The sequence below is a fragment of the Streptomyces barringtoniae genome, from assembly GCF_020819595.1.
GTDB lineage: Bacteria > Actinomycetota > Actinomycetes > Streptomycetales > Streptomycetaceae > Streptomyces > Streptomyces barringtoniae.
This window is the reverse complement of the sequence record NZ_JAJHNP010000006.1, coordinates 276,648-291,791: the sequence shown is the minus strand read 5'-3', so window position 1 is coordinate 291,791 and position 15,144 is coordinate 276,648. Positions and strand designations below refer to the sequence as shown.

General features: G+C 72.2%; 11 protein-coding genes. 7 read left to right on the top strand and 4 right to left on the bottom strand.

The window, feature by feature from the left end; all coding sequences use genetic code 11:
• Positions 1-54: 54 nt before the first annotated feature.
• Positions 55-828: an IclR family transcriptional regulator gene (locus tag LMU33_RS12970; protein WP_228620206.1), complete on the top strand. Its 774-nt coding sequence runs from the start codon at positions 55-57 to the stop codon at positions 826-828.
• The gene (locus tag LMU33_RS12965) at positions 825-1,673 is read left to right on the top strand and encodes an SMP-30/gluconolactonase/LRE family protein (RefSeq protein WP_228620204.1); all 849 of its coding nucleotides are present in this window, start codon (positions 825-827) and stop codon (positions 1,671-1,673) included. Before LMU33_RS12970 ends, LMU33_RS12965 begins: the two co-directional genes overlap by 4 nt.
• A 17-nt stretch (positions 1,674-1,690) precedes the next feature.
• On the opposite strand, the gene LMU33_RS12960 is transcribed toward LMU33_RS12965, so the two are convergent.
• Genes LMU33_RS12960 through LMU33_RS12950 form a run of 3 tightly spaced genes read right to left on the bottom strand, consistent with a single transcriptional unit; the run spans position 1,691 to position 4,993 of the window.
• Positions 1,691-3,094, bottom strand: coding sequence for an FAD-dependent oxidoreductase (locus LMU33_RS12960; protein ID WP_228620202.1), 1,404 nt, complete (start codon positions 3,092-3,094; stop codon positions 1,691-1,693).
• Positions 3,087-4,313, bottom strand: a complete 1,227-nt coding sequence (locus LMU33_RS12955) for an MAB_1171c family putative transporter (RefSeq protein WP_228620200.1) — start codon at positions 4,311-4,313, stop codon at positions 3,087-3,089. The genes LMU33_RS12960 and LMU33_RS12955 overlap by 8 nt, the downstream gene beginning before the upstream one ends.
• Positions 4,310-4,993, bottom strand: a complete 684-nt coding sequence (locus LMU33_RS12950; protein WP_228620198.1) for a toxin-antitoxin system, toxin component family protein — start codon at positions 4,991-4,993, stop codon at positions 4,310-4,312. Before LMU33_RS12950 ends, LMU33_RS12955 begins: the two co-directional genes overlap by 4 nt.
• A gap of 376 nt (positions 4,994-5,369) precedes the next feature.
• Between LMU33_RS12950 and arfA the strand changes: the two genes are divergently transcribed.
• Positions 5,370-6,890, top strand: coding sequence for an arabinosylfuranosidase ArfA (gene arfA, locus LMU33_RS12945; protein WP_228620196.1), 1,521 nt, complete (start codon positions 5,370-5,372; stop codon positions 6,888-6,890).
• On the opposite strand, the gene LMU33_RS12940 is transcribed toward arfA, so the two are convergent.
• Positions 6,877-9,831 carry a glycoside hydrolase family 35 protein gene (locus LMU33_RS12940; RefSeq protein ID WP_228620194.1) on the bottom strand — a complete coding sequence of 985 codons (2,955 nt, stop codon included), beginning with the start codon at positions 9,829-9,831 and terminating at the stop codon, positions 6,877-6,879. The two genes, arfA and LMU33_RS12940, sit on opposite strands and share 14 nt — an antisense overlap.
• 76 nt (positions 9,832-9,907) lie before the next feature.
• Here LMU33_RS12940 and LMU33_RS12935 point away from each other — a divergent pair, with 76 nt between their 5' ends.
• From LMU33_RS12935 to LMU33_RS12920, 4 genes are all read left to right on the top strand, one after another.
• A complete protein-coding gene (locus tag LMU33_RS12935; protein WP_228620192.1) occupies positions 9,908-10,366 on the top strand; it encodes an RrF2 family transcriptional regulator in 459 nt (152 codons plus the stop codon).
• Between the two features lie 132 nt (positions 10,367-10,498).
• Complete coding sequence (locus tag LMU33_RS12930) at positions 10,499-11,149, top strand: DUF4360 domain-containing protein (protein ID WP_228620190.1); 651 nt, start codon at positions 10,499-10,501, stop codon at positions 11,147-11,149.
• Positions 11,150-11,435: 286 nt separating this feature from the next.
• Entirely contained in the window at positions 11,436-12,869 is a 1,434-nt protein-coding gene (locus LMU33_RS12925; RefSeq protein WP_228620188.1) for a family 2B encapsulin nanocompartment shell protein, read from the top strand.
• Between the two features lie 1,100 nt (positions 12,870-13,969).
• Positions 13,970-15,109, top strand: coding sequence for a family 2 encapsulin nanocompartment cargo protein terpene cyclase (locus tag LMU33_RS12920; protein ID WP_283844134.1), 1,140 nt, complete (start codon positions 13,970-13,972; stop codon positions 15,107-15,109).
• Positions 15,110-15,144: the final 35 nt, after the last annotated feature.

Sequence of the window (15,144 nt, the reverse complement as noted above, 5' to 3'; positions counted from 1 at the left end):
ATCTCGGTGTCGATGTGTCGGACGGGCGCTTAGACCCAAGGGAGGGGGCCGGACGTGGGACGCCTCGTGCCTGCCGTGACCCGGGCTCTGGACATTCTCGAGCTGTTCCTCGACGGGGACGGGACGCTCTCCGCCCCCGACGTCGTGCGCAGGCTCCAGCTGCCGCGCACCACCGTGCACGAGCTGGTCACCACGCTCGCCGCACGGTCGTACATCGTGCAAGTGCCGGGACAGCCGGGACGCTACCGGCTCGGGGTACGCCCGTACCAGCTCGGCAGCCGCTACGCCGAGCAGCTCGACCTCGCCGCCGAGGGCCAGCAGGTGGCCCGCTCGGTCGCCGAGACCTGCGACGAGACGGTCCACGTGGCGATCCTCGAGGGCACCGACGTCATCTACATCGCCAAGGTCGACTCCACGCACGCCGTCCGCATGGTCTCGGCCGCCGGCCGCCGGCTCCCCGCCCACTGCACCTCCGTCGGCAAGATGCTGCTGGCCTCGCTGCCCGAGCAGGAGCTCACGGCACGCATCCCGGACGACGCGGAGCTGGCCGCGATGACCCCGAACAGCATCACCGACCCCGCCGCGCTGCGCGGGGCGCTGGCGGAGATCCGGCAGCGGGGCATCGCGGTGGAGAGCCGCGAGTCCAACCCGGACGTGAGCTGTGTGGCCGCTCCCGTGCGCGACCGCACGGGCCAGGTGGTCGCGGCCCTGTCCATCTCGGTGCCCATGATCCGCTGGAGCGACGAGCGCCGGACCGAGCTGGAGCAGCTGGCGGCGAAGGGCGCGGCCGAGCTGTCGGAGCGGCTGGGCCACCGGAGCGCGGTGTGAGCGCCGGGTACGAGGTCGCCGTACGGGCGGAGGCGGAGCTGGGGGAGGGGCCGACCTGGGACCCGGCGACGGGCCGGCTGACGTGGCTCGACATCCTGGGCATGCGCGTCAACACCTACGACCCGGCCACGGGCCGGCGCACGGTGCGGACGACGGAGCAGCACGTGGGCGCGGTCAAGCCCCGCGCGGGCGGCGGCCTGGTCCTCAACCTGCGGGACGGGGTGGGCCTGCTGGACCCGGACGACACGTTCCGCTGGCTGCACCACGAGCCGGTCGCGGGCCGCCGCGCGAACGAGGCCGCGGTGGCCCCCGACGGCTCGTTGTGGGCGGGCACCATGCGGTACGACGAGGCGCCGGGCGGCGGCACGCTGACCCGGCTGACCGGCGACGGCACCGCGGAGACGGTCCTGTCCGACGTCACGGTCAGCAACGGCACGGGCTGGAGCCCCGACGGCCGCCTCATGTACTACGTCGACAGCCCCACCCGCCGGGTGGACGTCTTCGACCACGACGGCGAGCGCGTCCACGACCGCCGCCCGCTCGTGGAGATCGAGGAGGGCGCGGGCTTCCCGGACGGCCTGACGGTCGACGCGGAGGGCTGCGTGTGGGTGGCGTTGTGGGACGGGGGCGCGGTGCGCCGCTATACGCCGGGCGGTGCGCTGGACCGGGTGATCAGCCTGCCCACCCCGCGTACGACGGCCTGCGCCTTCGGCGGCGCCGACCTGACCGACCTGTACATCACGACAGCCCGCGTCGGCCTGCCGGCCCCGCATCCGCTGTCGGGCTCGGTGCTGGTGGTTCCGGGGGCGGGCAAGGGTCTGCCCCAACCGGCGTTCAGGGGCTGAGCGGGCCGCAAAGCGGCCTACACCACCCCCGCCGCCTTCAGCTCCTCAGCGGTCAACGGCGGCCCGGCCAACGGGGGTTGCAGCGGTCCCACCGCCGCAGCGAGCAGCACGCCCGGGGTCAGCAGTACCTGCGCCCCGCGTTCCAGGGACGTCACGTCCGTCACCCGGCGCGCTATGCGTCCGTTGCCCGTCGCGGTGTACATCAGGCGGTCGACGTAGGCGGACAGCAGACGGTCCCGCAGAGTGGGGCCGTGCTCCGTCGCGCCGGGGTGGAACACGTCCTGGCCGAGGGCGAGGTCCCAGGCCGCGCGGACCGGGGCGGCGACCGCCCGCTGCACGCGGCGCGCCAGCCCCGGCGCGCCCCAGCCGTGCCGTCGTATCACCTGGCGGAGCCGCACCGCGCTCTGGGCGGCGACGGACAGCCCGTGGCCGTAGACCGGGTTGAACACGGCCAGCGCGTCGCCGAGGACGGCGAAGTTCTCGGGCCAGGCCGGCATGCGCTCGTAGAAGTGGCGGCGGTTGAGCGTGGCGCGGGTGACCGACACGTCGGACAGCGGCTCGGCCCGCTCCAGCAGCTCGCCGAGCACCGGATGCCGCAGCTTCTCCCGGGCGAAGGGCACGAACTCCTCGTTCGCGGCGGTGGGTTCGCCGCCCCGGGTGCCCTGCAGGGTGACGATCCAGCGGCCGTTCTCGATGGGCAGGAGGAAGCCGGAGCGGCCGGGACCGTCGCCTCGCGGATCGAGCTGCAGGTTGACCACCGGGAAGCCCTCCCGGGCCGCCTCGGGGGCGAGGAAGAGCCGGCTCGCGTAGACCAGGCCCGGGTCGACCTCGCGGATCCGCGGAGCGGGCAGCCCCAGGTCCGCGAGCCAGCGCGCGGCCCGCGAGCCGCGCCCGGTGGCGTCGACCACGAGGCCGGCCGCAAGGGTGCGCTCGGCGCCGTCCCGGGCCCGGACCCGTACGCCGGTGACGGCGGCGTCGGTGCCGGTGAGGCCGAGCGCCTCGGTGCCGTCGAGGAGTTCGATCCGCTCGTCGGCGAGAACCTGTGCCCGGATCGTCGCGTCCAGCAGGTCCCGGCCGGCCAGGATCACATGGTGGGACTCGGGCCAGCGCCGGAACCAGCCCTGCGCGGAGAGCGCCACCACGCCGGTGGTGAACGGATGCCGGCGGCCCCCGGCGGCCTTCAGCGCGTCGGTGATGCCCGGCAGCAGCTCCTCCACGGCCCGTACCCCGCCCGACCACAGCATGTGGGCGTGCCGGGCCTGCGGCAGCCCCTTGCGAGGTTCGGGGCCCTCGGGCAGGACGTCCCGCTCGACGACGACGACCCGGTCGGCGGAGTCGGCGAGCGCGCGCGCCGCGAGCATGCCGCTGTGGGATCCCCCCAGCACGACGGCGGTTCTTGCGGGGGAGGAGGGTTCACTCATGCGCGGACACGCTCTCTGCCGGGGCGGCCGCGCGGGCGCGTACCGCCGTGATCTCGTCGGGGTGGCGGAGGGCTTGGGACACGGCGTGGATCTCCTGGAGCAGGTAGGCCGTGTCGGGGCCGGACGGGGAGCCGGTGCCGTCGGCGCGCGGCGGCCGCTCGCCGCCGGCCGCGTCCAGCAGCGCCACGGCGGCGGCGAGGGCCCTGGCGCGGGCGGGCTCGTGGCCGAGGGCGAGGGCGGCCTTGTACGACCGCTCGCGCAGGTCCTCGTCCAGGTGCCGGGAGAGTTGCAGCAGGGCGTCGCGGATGAAGGTCTCGCGGCGGATCAGGCGCAGTTCGGCGGGGGCCTGCGGGGCGAAGGGCTCGCGTTCGCCGGTGACGGTCCGCGTCAGCTGGTAGAGGGGGCCGAGGGCGCGGTGGCGCAGCCGGACGTGCCAGCGCTCGTGCAGGTACTGGCCGACGTGCGGGACGATGAAGCCCACCGCGACCAGGGTGGCGGAGACGCACGCGCCCGCCGGCGCCACGTTGGTGCTCAGCCAGTCCAGGTCGTGACCGGTCCACCGGGCCACGACGGCGGTGAGCTTGGCCGCGTCGAAGAACAGGTTCGTGGCGTAGCCGACGCCCAGCAGCCTGAGCCCCCAGCGCAGCCAGGCGTCGAGGCCGTCGGTGCGGATCCAGTTCCAGATCAGCCGGGCCGTGATCGAGCAGGCCACGGTGTGCGCGAGGAGGTAGAGCAGGATCTCCTCGCGCATGAAGGGGGTGGTGGCGTAGTAGGTGTCCAGGTCCCGCACCCGCTCCACCGGCACGTCGGCGAGGGCGAAGAGCACCCACAGGGCGACGACCACGCCCGCGTAGACGGCCACGACCCAGCGGGTCACCCGGCGGGTCTGGGCCGAGTCGGAGCGGCCGTTGCGCCAGGCGGTGATCAGCAGCAGCCAGGACGCGCACAGCGCGGTGAGCAGGGAGTACACCCAGGGCGCGGAGATGTTCGGCACGCCGGTGACCCGGTTGGTCCAGGCGATGGTCCGCGGGGCCGCGAAGACGAACACCGCGCAGGCGAACAGCAGCAGTCCGCCGACGGCACGCAGCATCGGGTCCCGCCACATCTTGATGATGCTGGGGAGCTTGATCGCCAGGGCGGCGGTCAGGACGGCCGTGGGGATCCAGAAGGAGACGGACACCTCGTCGAGGTGTCCGGGGAAGTCGAGCGCCGAGTTCACCGCGCGGTTCCCCCCTTCTTCGACGCTCGGTTCGCCTCGAGGGCGCTGGATGGCGGTGCGCTCGCCTGCTCGCGTCCGCGATAGCCGAGGGTCCGCTGTACGGGGCCGAGGGACCGTTGCGCCGGGCCGAGGGGGGCGCCGGCGCCGGAGCCGGTGAGGTGGGGCCGGAACAGGGCGGCCAGGCGGTGCCCGAAGTCGTCCGCCTCGGCCTCGTCGGCCTCCCTCGAGCCGTTGCGGGCGGCCACCGTCAGGGGCATGCCCCGCCAGCCGGGTGCGTCGGCGAGCGCGCGGGCCGCCGCGTCGCCGGCCAGGTGGGAGTGCCGGTGCCCGGTGTGCAGATGCCACAACTCATGGCCCAGGATCACCAGTTGCTGCACGGCCTCGGCCCGCTCCTCCACGATCACCAGGTCGAAGTCGGCGAACTCCAGCCACAGCCCGGTGACCTCGATCTCGTCCGGGAAGCGCTCGAAGCGCACCTCGACCGGCCGTCCGCCGCGCAGTGCGGACATCTCCTCGCACAGCGCCCGGCACAACTCCCTTACGTCGTCCGGTGTTCCGGGCCGGGCGTGGACGGCGGCGGCGAGGTCGCCGGCCAGCGCGCGCATCGCCGAGCCCGGGCGGGTCCGCCGCAGCCGTGCGGCCAGGCGTGTCATCCGCTCACACGCGCCCGCGATGCCCATCGCCTCCCCCTTCCGCTGGGCAGAGCCTACGCGGCTGGGCGTGTCCTCGTCATGAGGAGCGGTGACCGTGGTCGAAGAGAAAACCATCTACGGGCTTGTGTCCCACCCATTGACGCGGAAGCGCTTCGAATCTACGGTCCCGTTCGAAGTAACGAGCGCTATTCGACATACCGAACAACTGGAGGCGGTGGGGGGCGAGGTGGAACCTCTTCAGCCACCTGTTCGCCTCGTACGACGCCTGCTGCCAGGGCGTGAACTCCACGTACAAGATCCGGGTGGGCCACGCGAAGACCGGCGGAGACCTCCCGAAGCTGGGTCCGAACCAGTTGGGCCGGCGTGCTGATCGGCCGGTTCTGAAGTGACTCGAAAGGATCCCATGAGCAGGAGCACCGCCCGCTTCACCCTCGACCCCGCTTTCACCATCGGCCCGGTCAACCCCCGTGTCTTCGGCTCCTTCGTCGAACACCTCGGCCGCTGCGTCTACACCGGCATCCACGAACCCGACCACCCCTGCGCCGACGAGGCAGGACTGCGGACCGACGTCCTCGACCTGGTCCGCGAACTCGGCGTCACCGCCATCCGCTACCCCGGCGGCAACTTCGTCTCCGGCTACAGGTGGGAGGACTCGGTCGGCCCCCGAGCGGAGCGTCCCCGTCGGCTCGACCTCGCCTGGCACTCCACCGAGACCAACCGGTTCGGCCTGTCGGAATACATCGGCTTCCTCAAGAAGGCCGGGCCCCACGTCGAGCCCATGATGGCCGTCAACCTCGGCACGAGAGGCGTGGGCGAGGCCCTCGAACTGCAGGAGTACGCCAACCACCCCTCCGGCACCGCCCTCTCCGACCTCCGTGTCGCCCACGGTGACAAGGAGCCCTTCGGCATCCGCCTGTGGTGCCTGGGCAACGAGATGGACGGCCCCTGGCAGACCGGGCACAAGACGGCACAGGAGTACGGCCGGCTCGCCGCCGAGACCGCGCGGGCCATGCGCCAGGCGGACCCTGAAGTCGAACTGGTCGCCTGCGGTTCCTCCAGCCAGGCCATGCCCACCTTCGCCGAGTGGGAGGCGACCGTCCTGCAGGAGACGTACGACCTGGTCGACCACATCTCGCTGCACGCCTACTACGAGCCCACGGACGGCGATGTGGACTCCTTCCTCGCCTCGGCCGTCGACATGGAGTCCTTCATCGAGAACGTGGTCGCCACCGCCGACCACATCGGCGCGAAGCTCAAGTCCGAGAAGAGGATCAACCTCTCCTTCGACGAGTGGAACGTCTGGTACCTCTCCCGCTGGGAGGAGCACGCCAAGGGCCTCGACCGGTCCGACTGGCCCGAGGCGCCCCGGCTGCTGGAGGACAACTACAGCGTCACGGACGCCGTCGTCCTCGGCTCGCTGCTGATCGCGCTGCTCCGGCACGCCGACCGCGTCACCGTCGCCTGCCTCGCCCAGCTGGTCAACGTGATCGCCCCGATCATGACCGAGCCGGGCGGCCCGGCCTGGCGGCAGACGACGTTCTTCCCGTTCGCGCAGGCGTCCAGGTACGGCCGGGGCGAGGTGCTCGACGTGCGGGTGGACTCGCCGACGTACCAGACCAAGAAGTACGGCGCGACGGACCTGCTGCACGCCACGGCCGTCCGCGCGGCCGACGGCACGGTCACCGTGTTCGCCGTCAACCGCAGCCGCACGGACGCCCTGCCGCTCCAAGTCACCCTCATCGGCCTGGAGTTGACGACCGTCACCGAGCACAGCGCGCTCGCGGACGCCGACCCCGACGCCCGCAACACCCTCGACGAGCCCGAGCGGGTCGTCCCGCACCCGGTCGAGGGCACCAGCCTGGCGGACGGCACCCTCACCGCCGTACTGGAACCGCTGTCCTGGAACGTGATCAGACTGGCGTGACCGGTAGCCCGCCCGTCGCCCTGCCGAGCAGCGTCAGGCGTACGGACCCCGGCCCCGACAGCGTGGTGAACTCCGAAAGGACCGCCAGCGCGAGCGTGTTGGTGCCGCGGGTGCGCAGGACGCCGTTCGGCAGGACGAAGGTGTGCTGCGGGCCCACGTTGTTGATGTACTGGCCCATGTTCCAGCCGTTGAGGAAGATCTGCGCACGGTAGGCCCGGTACGGGTCGTCCTGAAGGGTCAGCCCGATCGAGGCGTCGAGGTCGGCCGGGACCGAGAGGCGGAAGGTGGTCCGGTACCAGGTCACGCCCTGGTACCGGGCGCTGCGCGGGAAGGTCACCTGCTCCCAGTCGTGGTCCTTCAGGCCGGGCAGGTGCCAGCCCTCGCGTTCGCCGTACAGGCCGCCGTTGTTCATCGGGCCGCGCACCGGGTCGGCGGCCGCCGCACCCTGGATCCGCCAACTCAGCTGCGGCGAGGCGCCCTTGAAGGCCGCCGCCGTCAGACCGCGCGCCACCTTCTGCGTGTCGAGCCCCTTGCCGTCCTGGTCGCGCTGCATGCGCCGCACGAGCACGGACAGCACGTGCCGGCCGGGCGAGCGCAGGGAGTCGCGGACCGGGAAGGCGGCGGTCGCCGCCCAACTGCCCTGCCGGACGGTCGTGTCCTTGTCCGGCACCGGCATCCGGTGGGTGCCCAGCGGCTCGCCGTCCAGCCAGGCCATCAACAGGCCCTGCGTGCCGGTGCTGTAGGCGAGCGAGACCTCCTCCAGGCCGGTGGAGTCGGTGAAGGAGCCGCGGTACCAGACGTCCCCGTAGTGGAAGCCGTAGTCGTCGGCGAAGAGGACCGGCTGACCGTCGGGGACCGGTGTGGTGCTGAACGTCGTCCTCTTGTCCGCGACCGTCCAGTCCGAGTCGTCGAAGCCGGGACCGGCCTCCGGGTTCTCCCTGCGCATCCGCCAGCCGCCCAGCTCGGGCAGCCGCACCTCGGGGACGGCGGGCAGCAGGCCGGCGGTCATCAGGCTGCCGGACAGGGTGGTGCGGGTGGGCAGGGTGCGGCCGTTCCACACCAGGGTGTCGATCCCGCGCGGCCCCCACACCTCCATGCTCGTCGTCTCGGTGACGTCACCCGTCAGGTGGACCTCGGAACCGCGCACTTCGGCGTGGCGCAGCAGCGCCGGGCCGTACACCAGCAGGGTCCCGGACGGGGTGTCGTACGGAAAGAGGCGCACGGCGGTGGCGTCGTCGGCGAAGAGCAGCACCAGCGGGGTCTCGGTCTCGCCCTTCTGCACCAGCACCCGGGTCAGCCCGTCCTCGCCGAGCGGGCTGCTCACATGCAGCTCGTCGCCGTTCAGGACCCAGGCGGCCTCGGGGTCCAGCCGCATGACGCTCGGTTCGACCGGGCAATTCAGCACCAGTTCGGCCATGTCGCCGCGGCGCCCCGAGAACAGCGCGATGTCCTGCCGGCCCGCGGTCACGGCCAGCACGGGCTCGGCGGTGGAGTACTTCAGCGTCCGCTTGCCCAGCCTCAGCCCCGTCGTCAGCAGCCGGGCGTCCTTGCCGGGCACGGTGATCCGCAACCGGCCCGCGTCGGTCGGCAGGTCGCTGGTGACCGCGTCCGTGCCGTCGTTGCGCGCGACGTAGACGTGGGCGCCGGTGTCCGGGTTGGTCAGGTGGTAGACCTTCAGGCCCTCGGCGTGCACGTCCGCCGCCCGGTCCAGCTTGGCGAAGTCGGGCACCCGCTGGAGCAGGTGGCCCAGTTGGTGCATCGGCGCGATCTTGTCGGTGACGTTCCGGCCCTCGTCGATGGCGGCGCCGTAGTCGTACGACGTGTAGACGACCGGCGCGGGCAGCCAGCCCCAGGAGGTGCCGCCGAAGGTCATGTAGACGTTGTGCAGGGTGAGCCCGTTGGCCAGGTTGGTCAGATAGAACCGGCGCTCGTAGGCGGCGTCCCGGGTGCGCCGCGACTCGGCGTACCCCTTGCCGTCGAAGAAGGCCCCGCCCCAGGGGTCGAACCAGCCGCCGCCGAACTCGGGCACGAACCCGGGCGTGGACGGCGAGGCACTGGCCCCGCCCTTCGCCCCGCCGGGACCGTAGTGCCCCCAGTCGGGCGGGGTCCGGTCCGGCGACGGATACCCGTCGAAGCCGTACAGCCAGCCACCCTTCTCGCCGCCCGTGTCGAACGAACCGGGTACCCAGTAGCCGTTCCTGCCCTTGTCGTTGTGGAACAGCGGCACGTCGATGCCGTCCGCCCGCACCTTCTTGTACAGGTGGGACATGTAGGACCGGCCGACGGCGTCGCCGGCGTGGGCGTCGTACTCGTTCTCGATCTGGTAGAGCAGGATCGTGCCGGTGCCCTGGGTGAACAGGTGACGGCGGGCGATCCGGTTCACCTGAGTCAGCCACTCGTCGACATGCCCCAGATACGTCGGGTCGTCGGTCCGGGCCGTGCCCCTGGTCGCCGTCAGCCAGCCGGGGAAGCCGCCGCCGTCCACCTCGGCGTTGATGTACGGGCCGGGCCGCAGGATGACGTACAGGCCGGTCTCGGCGGCCGTGCGCAGGAACAGGTCCAGGTCCCGGACGCCGGTGAAGTCGTACGCGCCCGGCGCGGGGGAGTGGTAGTTCCAGGCCACGTAGATGCTCACGGCGTTGTACCCGTGCGCCCGCATCTTCTGCAGCACGTCCCGCCACAGGGACGGGCTCGGCAGCCGGAAGGGGTGCAGTTCGCCGGACCACACCACCAGCCGCCTGCCGTCCACGAGCAGCGAGTACTGGTCGTAGCCGATGGTGTGCCGGCAGCCGTCGGCGCTCGGCGGGGCGGGCGCCGGGCCGGTCGGCACACTGCGCGCCGCGTACGCCGAGGGCGCCCCGGGCCCGCCGCTGCCGCCCAGGGCGAGCCCGAGCGCGGTCGAGCCGGCCAGGGTGGTGAAGGTACGTCTGCTGAGCGCCAAGGTGGATCCTCCCGGGCGATCTTACGGGGCGCGGGTGAAGGCCATTCTCCATGCGGCGACGCCCCACAATGGACCCATGAGGATCTCGGCACGGGCGGACTACGCGGTACGGGCGGTACTGGAGCTGGCCGTACGGCAGGGTAACGGCCCGGTGAAGGCGGAGGAAATCGCCGCCGCCCAGGGCATCCCGCACAAGTTCCTGGAAGGGATCCTGGGCGATCTCAGGCGTGCCGGGATCGTCGACAGCAGGCGTGGCGGAGGCGGCGGGTACCGGCTGGCGCGGGACGCGGCCGAGGTCACGGTCGCCGATGTGATCCGCGCTGTGGACGGCCCGATCGTCTCGGTCCGCGGTGAACGCCCGACGGGCCTCGCCTACACCGGCAGCGCACAGCCCCTGCTGCCCCTGTGGATCGCGCTGCGCGCGAACGTCCGCCGGATCCTGGAGGGCGTCACCCTCGCCGACCTCGCGGCGGACGCGCTGCCCGAGCCCGTCCGGGCGCTCGCGGCGGAACCGGCGGCCTGGGAGAACCCGTAGGCGCCCGGGTGTGAACGACCGGTTGTGAATGGCCGGAGTTGAACCTCCCGGTGGTGAGCGGTGGTTCCTACGATGCGGAGCGCTTCACAGGTTCCACACAGACCCCCCACACCCTCGACCCCGGGAGAAACCATGGCTGGTGGACTACTCCTGAGCGGTGCCGTGGCGGCACTGCTCACCACCGCACTACCCGTTCAGTCCTCGTCGCCGGTGTTCGACGACCCGCCCCCGGACAAGATCGTCATCGACGTCGCCACGGTGAACGGCTCCGGCTGCCCGGCGGGTACGGCCGCCGTCGCGGTCTCCCCGGACAACACGGCCTTCACGGTGACCTACAGCAGCTATCTCGCCCAGGCGGGCGGCACCTCCGACCCGACCGCCTTCCGCAAGAACTGCCAGCTCAACCTGGTGGTTCACGTCCCCCAGGGCTTCACCTACGCGATAGCCAGCGCCGACTACCGCGGCTTCCTCTCGCTCCAGCCCGGCGCGAGCGCCACCCAGAAGGCCTCGTACTACTTCCAGGGCTCCTCGCAGACCGTGCCCAGGATCCACCCCTTCAACGGCGCCTACAACGACGACTGGCAGGCCACCGACAGCACCGACTGGGCCCAACTGGTCTGGGCGCCCTGCGGGGTGCTGCGCAACTTCAACATCAACACCGAACTGCGGGTGAGCGCAGGCACCGCCAACCCCGACAAGGTCAGCTTCATGACCATGGACTCCACGGACGGGAACATCAGCACGGTGTACCACATGGCGTGGAAGCAGTGCCCGAGCGCGTAGCCGTACGGGCGCCACGCCGGTCACTCTGAGTATGTGATGGCCGTTGACGGTCCTCCCCGCTGAGCGGTCATCCATCGGTTGACCCGCAGAATCGTTCGACAAGGAGTGATACTCCCAAGGGGCGCGCGAGGGGCGCGGGGCACGCCTGCCGACTACCCTCGCGCGCCGCCTGAGCGATTACTCAACGTGAGTGCGGCTCTGCTACTCCTGTTCACGCAGCGTGACGAAACGGCATCAGGTCGTCGCGCCCCACGTGCCATGGAGACGAGGAAGACGAGGTAGAGCCATGCCCCTCGACACAGTGACAGCACAGGCGGGGACCCCGGAGTCGGAGCAGCAGCAGCGCGAACAGCAGAGCCTCAGCACCGCGGCGGCACGCAATCTCGCCACCACCACCAAGTCCGAACCCCAGATGCAGGGCATCAGCTCCCGTTGGGCCACCCGCATCCTGCCCTGGGTGAACGTGCCCGGCGCGACCTACCGGGTCAACCGCCGCATGTCCTGCACCGTCGGCGACGGCCGCGTGACCTTCGTGAAGACCGGCTCCAAGGTCCAGGTGGTCCCCGCCGAGCTGGGCGAACTGCCCTTGCTGCGCGGCTTCTCCGACGCCGACGTGCTCGGCGCGCTCGCCGACAGGTTCGTGCAGAAGGAGTTCACCCCCGGCCAGGTCATCGTGCAGGAGGGCCGCAAGGCCGACCACGTCTACCTGATCGCGCACGGCAAGGTGGAGAAGCTCGGCCAGGGCCCGTACGGCGACGAGTCCATGATCGGGCTGATGGCCGACGGCGACACCTTCGGCGGCCAGGTGCTCGCCGACGGCGCCAGGAAGTGGGAGTTCACGGCCCGGGCCACGACGCCCACGACCGTGCTCGCGCTGCCGCTGACCGCGTACAAGGCGGTCGCCGACCGCCACGAGGCGCTGCGCCGGCACGTGCAGCGGATCAGCGCCGACGGGCACCGCAGACTGAACCGGTCCGGCGAGGCCGACATCCTCCTGAAGTCGGGGCACATCGGTGAGGAGACGCTGCACCAGACCTTCGTCGACTACGAACTCTCCCCGCGCGAGTACGAGTTGAGCGTGGCGCAGACGGTGCTGCGGGTGCACAGCCGGGTCGCCGACCTCTTCAACGAGCCGATGAACCAGACGCAGCAGCAGTTGCGGCTGACCATCGAGGCGCTGCGCGAGCGGCAGGAGCACGAGCTGATCAACAACGAGGAGTTCGGGCTGCTCAACAACGCCGACTTCGACCAGCGCATCTCCACCTACTCCGGCCCGCCGACCCCCGACGACATGGACGAGCTGCTCAGCATGCGGCGCAAGACCCGCTGCTTCCTCGCCCACCCCAAGGCCATCGCTGCGTTCGGCCGCCAGTGCAACAAGCGGGGCCTGTACTTCGGCAGCATCGACCTGAACGGCAACCAGATCCCCGCGTGGCGCGGCGTGCCCCTCCTGCCCTGCGGCAAGATCCCGATCAGCGAGCAGGGCACGACGTCGATCATCGCCATGCGCACGGGCGAGGACGACCAGGGCGTCATCGGCCTGTACCAGACGGGCATCCCGGACGAGGTGGAGCCCGGCCTGAACGTCCGCTTCATGGGCATCAACGAGCAGGCGGTCATCTCCTACCTGGTCAGCACCTACTACTCGGCGGCCGTCCTGGTTCCCGACGCCCTCGGGGTCCTGGAGAACGTCGAGATCGCCCGCACGAACGGGAGCTGACGGCGGTGTCGTTGATCTCCCGGGTCACGGCACCGACCGCGGCCCACGACGTGGCGGGCCTGGTCCGGGCTCTGCTGTCGCAGGGCTCCCCGCCACCGCCCGGCGCGGGACTCCCCACCGGCCCCACGGGCCTGGGTACGTCGGCAACCCACATTCCCTTCGCACCAACGGCCATCCCGCACCGCTCCCGCACGAACGCCCTCCCGCTGCCCCTGCCGACGCCGACGACGACACTTCGGCCGGGCGCGGTGGATCCCCCGACGAGCGCCGGCCCGGGGACACGCGGGAACCGGCCGGAGGCCGGGCAGTCCGCGCCGGTCGGGCATCGGCCCGGGGTGGTGCGTCCGTCCGCGGCCGGGAATCCGGCAGGAACCGCACCCGAGCCGACGGCCGGCCGGCCCGCGGCGGTGTCTTCGCCGGAGTCCGGGCCGTCACCGGCGAGTGGATATCAGCCCGCGGCGGAGCGTCCGCCGACGGGCGGGAACGCGGTGACGGAGCATCAGCCAGAGGCCGGGGGCTCAGCGGCCGGGCATCCATCGGCGACCGGGCGGTCGGTGGGAGCCGCGCAGTCGGCGGTGGCCGGGCAGCCCACGGTGGCCGGGTATCCCTCGGCGGCCGGGCAGTCGGTGGGAGCCGGGCGGCCTGTTGTGGCCGGGCAGTTGGTGGCGGCGAGGCAGCCGACGGCGGTCGGGCATCGGCCCGGGGTGGTGCGTCCGTCCGCGGCCGGGAATCCGGCAGGAACCGCACCCGAGCCGACGGCCGGCCGGCCCGCGGCGGTGTCTTCGCCGGAGGCCGGGCCGTCACCGGCGAGTGGGTATCAGCCCGCGGCGGAGCGTCCGCCGACGGGCGGGAATGCGGTGACGGAGCATCAGCCAGGGGTCGGGGGCTCAGCGGCCGGGCATCCATCGGCGACCGGGCAGTCGGTGGGAGCCGCGCAGTCGGCGGTGGCCGGGCAGCCCACGGTGGCCGGGTATCCCTCGGCGGCCGGGCAGTCGGTGGGAGCCGGGCGGCCTGTTGTGGCCGGGCAGTTGGTGGCGGCCGGGCGGCCTGCGGCGGTCGGGCAGGCGGCGGTTTCGCAGGCGGGTGCGGGTGCGGGTGCGATGCAGTTGCCTGCCGGGCCCACTGGGCTCGGTACATCGGCGGCGGCTCTCGGCCGTACCGGTCCCGGCGCCTCGGCGGCAGTCGTCGCGCCCGACGGTTCCGGCGCCTCGGCGGTGGACCGCCGGGCCGCAGTCCTCGAGCCCCACCGGGAGGCACGCGAGGCGCCGGTATCCGATATCGGGCTCCGGCTGCACTGTCCGCCCGCCGTGCGCGACGATCCCGCCCTGGGTGAGATCGTCACCGAGCGTCTGGTGGAGTGGGCCGAGGAGGTCGGGATCTACCCGGGCCGGCTGGACAGGATCCGCGAGGCCGACTTCGGTCGGCTGATCATGCTCGCCCATCCCGAGTCCGACGACCCCGAGCGGCTGCTCGCGGCGGCCAAGTGCGCGCTGTCGGAGTGGGCCGTGGACGACCACTACGTGGACGGCGAGGTCGAGGAGGCAAGGCCGCAGGAGCTCGGCCGGCGGCTCGCCATCGCCCACTCGGTGATCGACCAGGCCCACCTCCCGCTCGCCTACGCCCCCCAGCTGGAGGAGGCCGTCCGGGCGGACCCCGTCATGCGGGCCCTCAGGGACAGCCTGCGCAACCTCCACTCGTACGCGACGACCTCACAGGTGCGCCGGCTCCGCCACGAGCTGGGCATCATGTTCGTCGCCTACAACCAGGAGGGCTACTGGCAGACCGCCGGTCACCGCCCGCCGGTGTGGGAGTACCTGATGCACCGGCACGAGAACAGCTTCATCCCGTGCATGGTGCTCGTCGACGCGATCGCCGGCTACGAGATCCCGTACGGCGAGTTCTCCGACCCCCGGGTCCGGCGCGCGTTCACGCTCGCGGGCACCGCCACCGTGATCGTCAACGACCTCTACTCCATGGCCAAGGAGAAGGGCCCGACGGACTACAGCCTGCCCCGGCTGATCGCCGCCGAGGACGGCTGCTCGCTGGAAGAGGCCGTCGACCGCACCGTGGACATCCACAACGAACTGATGCTCACCTTCGAGGCCGAGGCGGCCGCGCTCGCCCGGGCCGGCTCCCCGGAACTGCGCCGCTTCCTGGCCGGCACCTGGGCCTGGGCCGGCGGCAGCCGCGAGTGGCACGCCGGCAGCGCCCGCTACCACGAGACCGCGAAAGCCGCCTGAGCCGGCGCCTCCCGCACCCCCACCCCGTTCCCAGT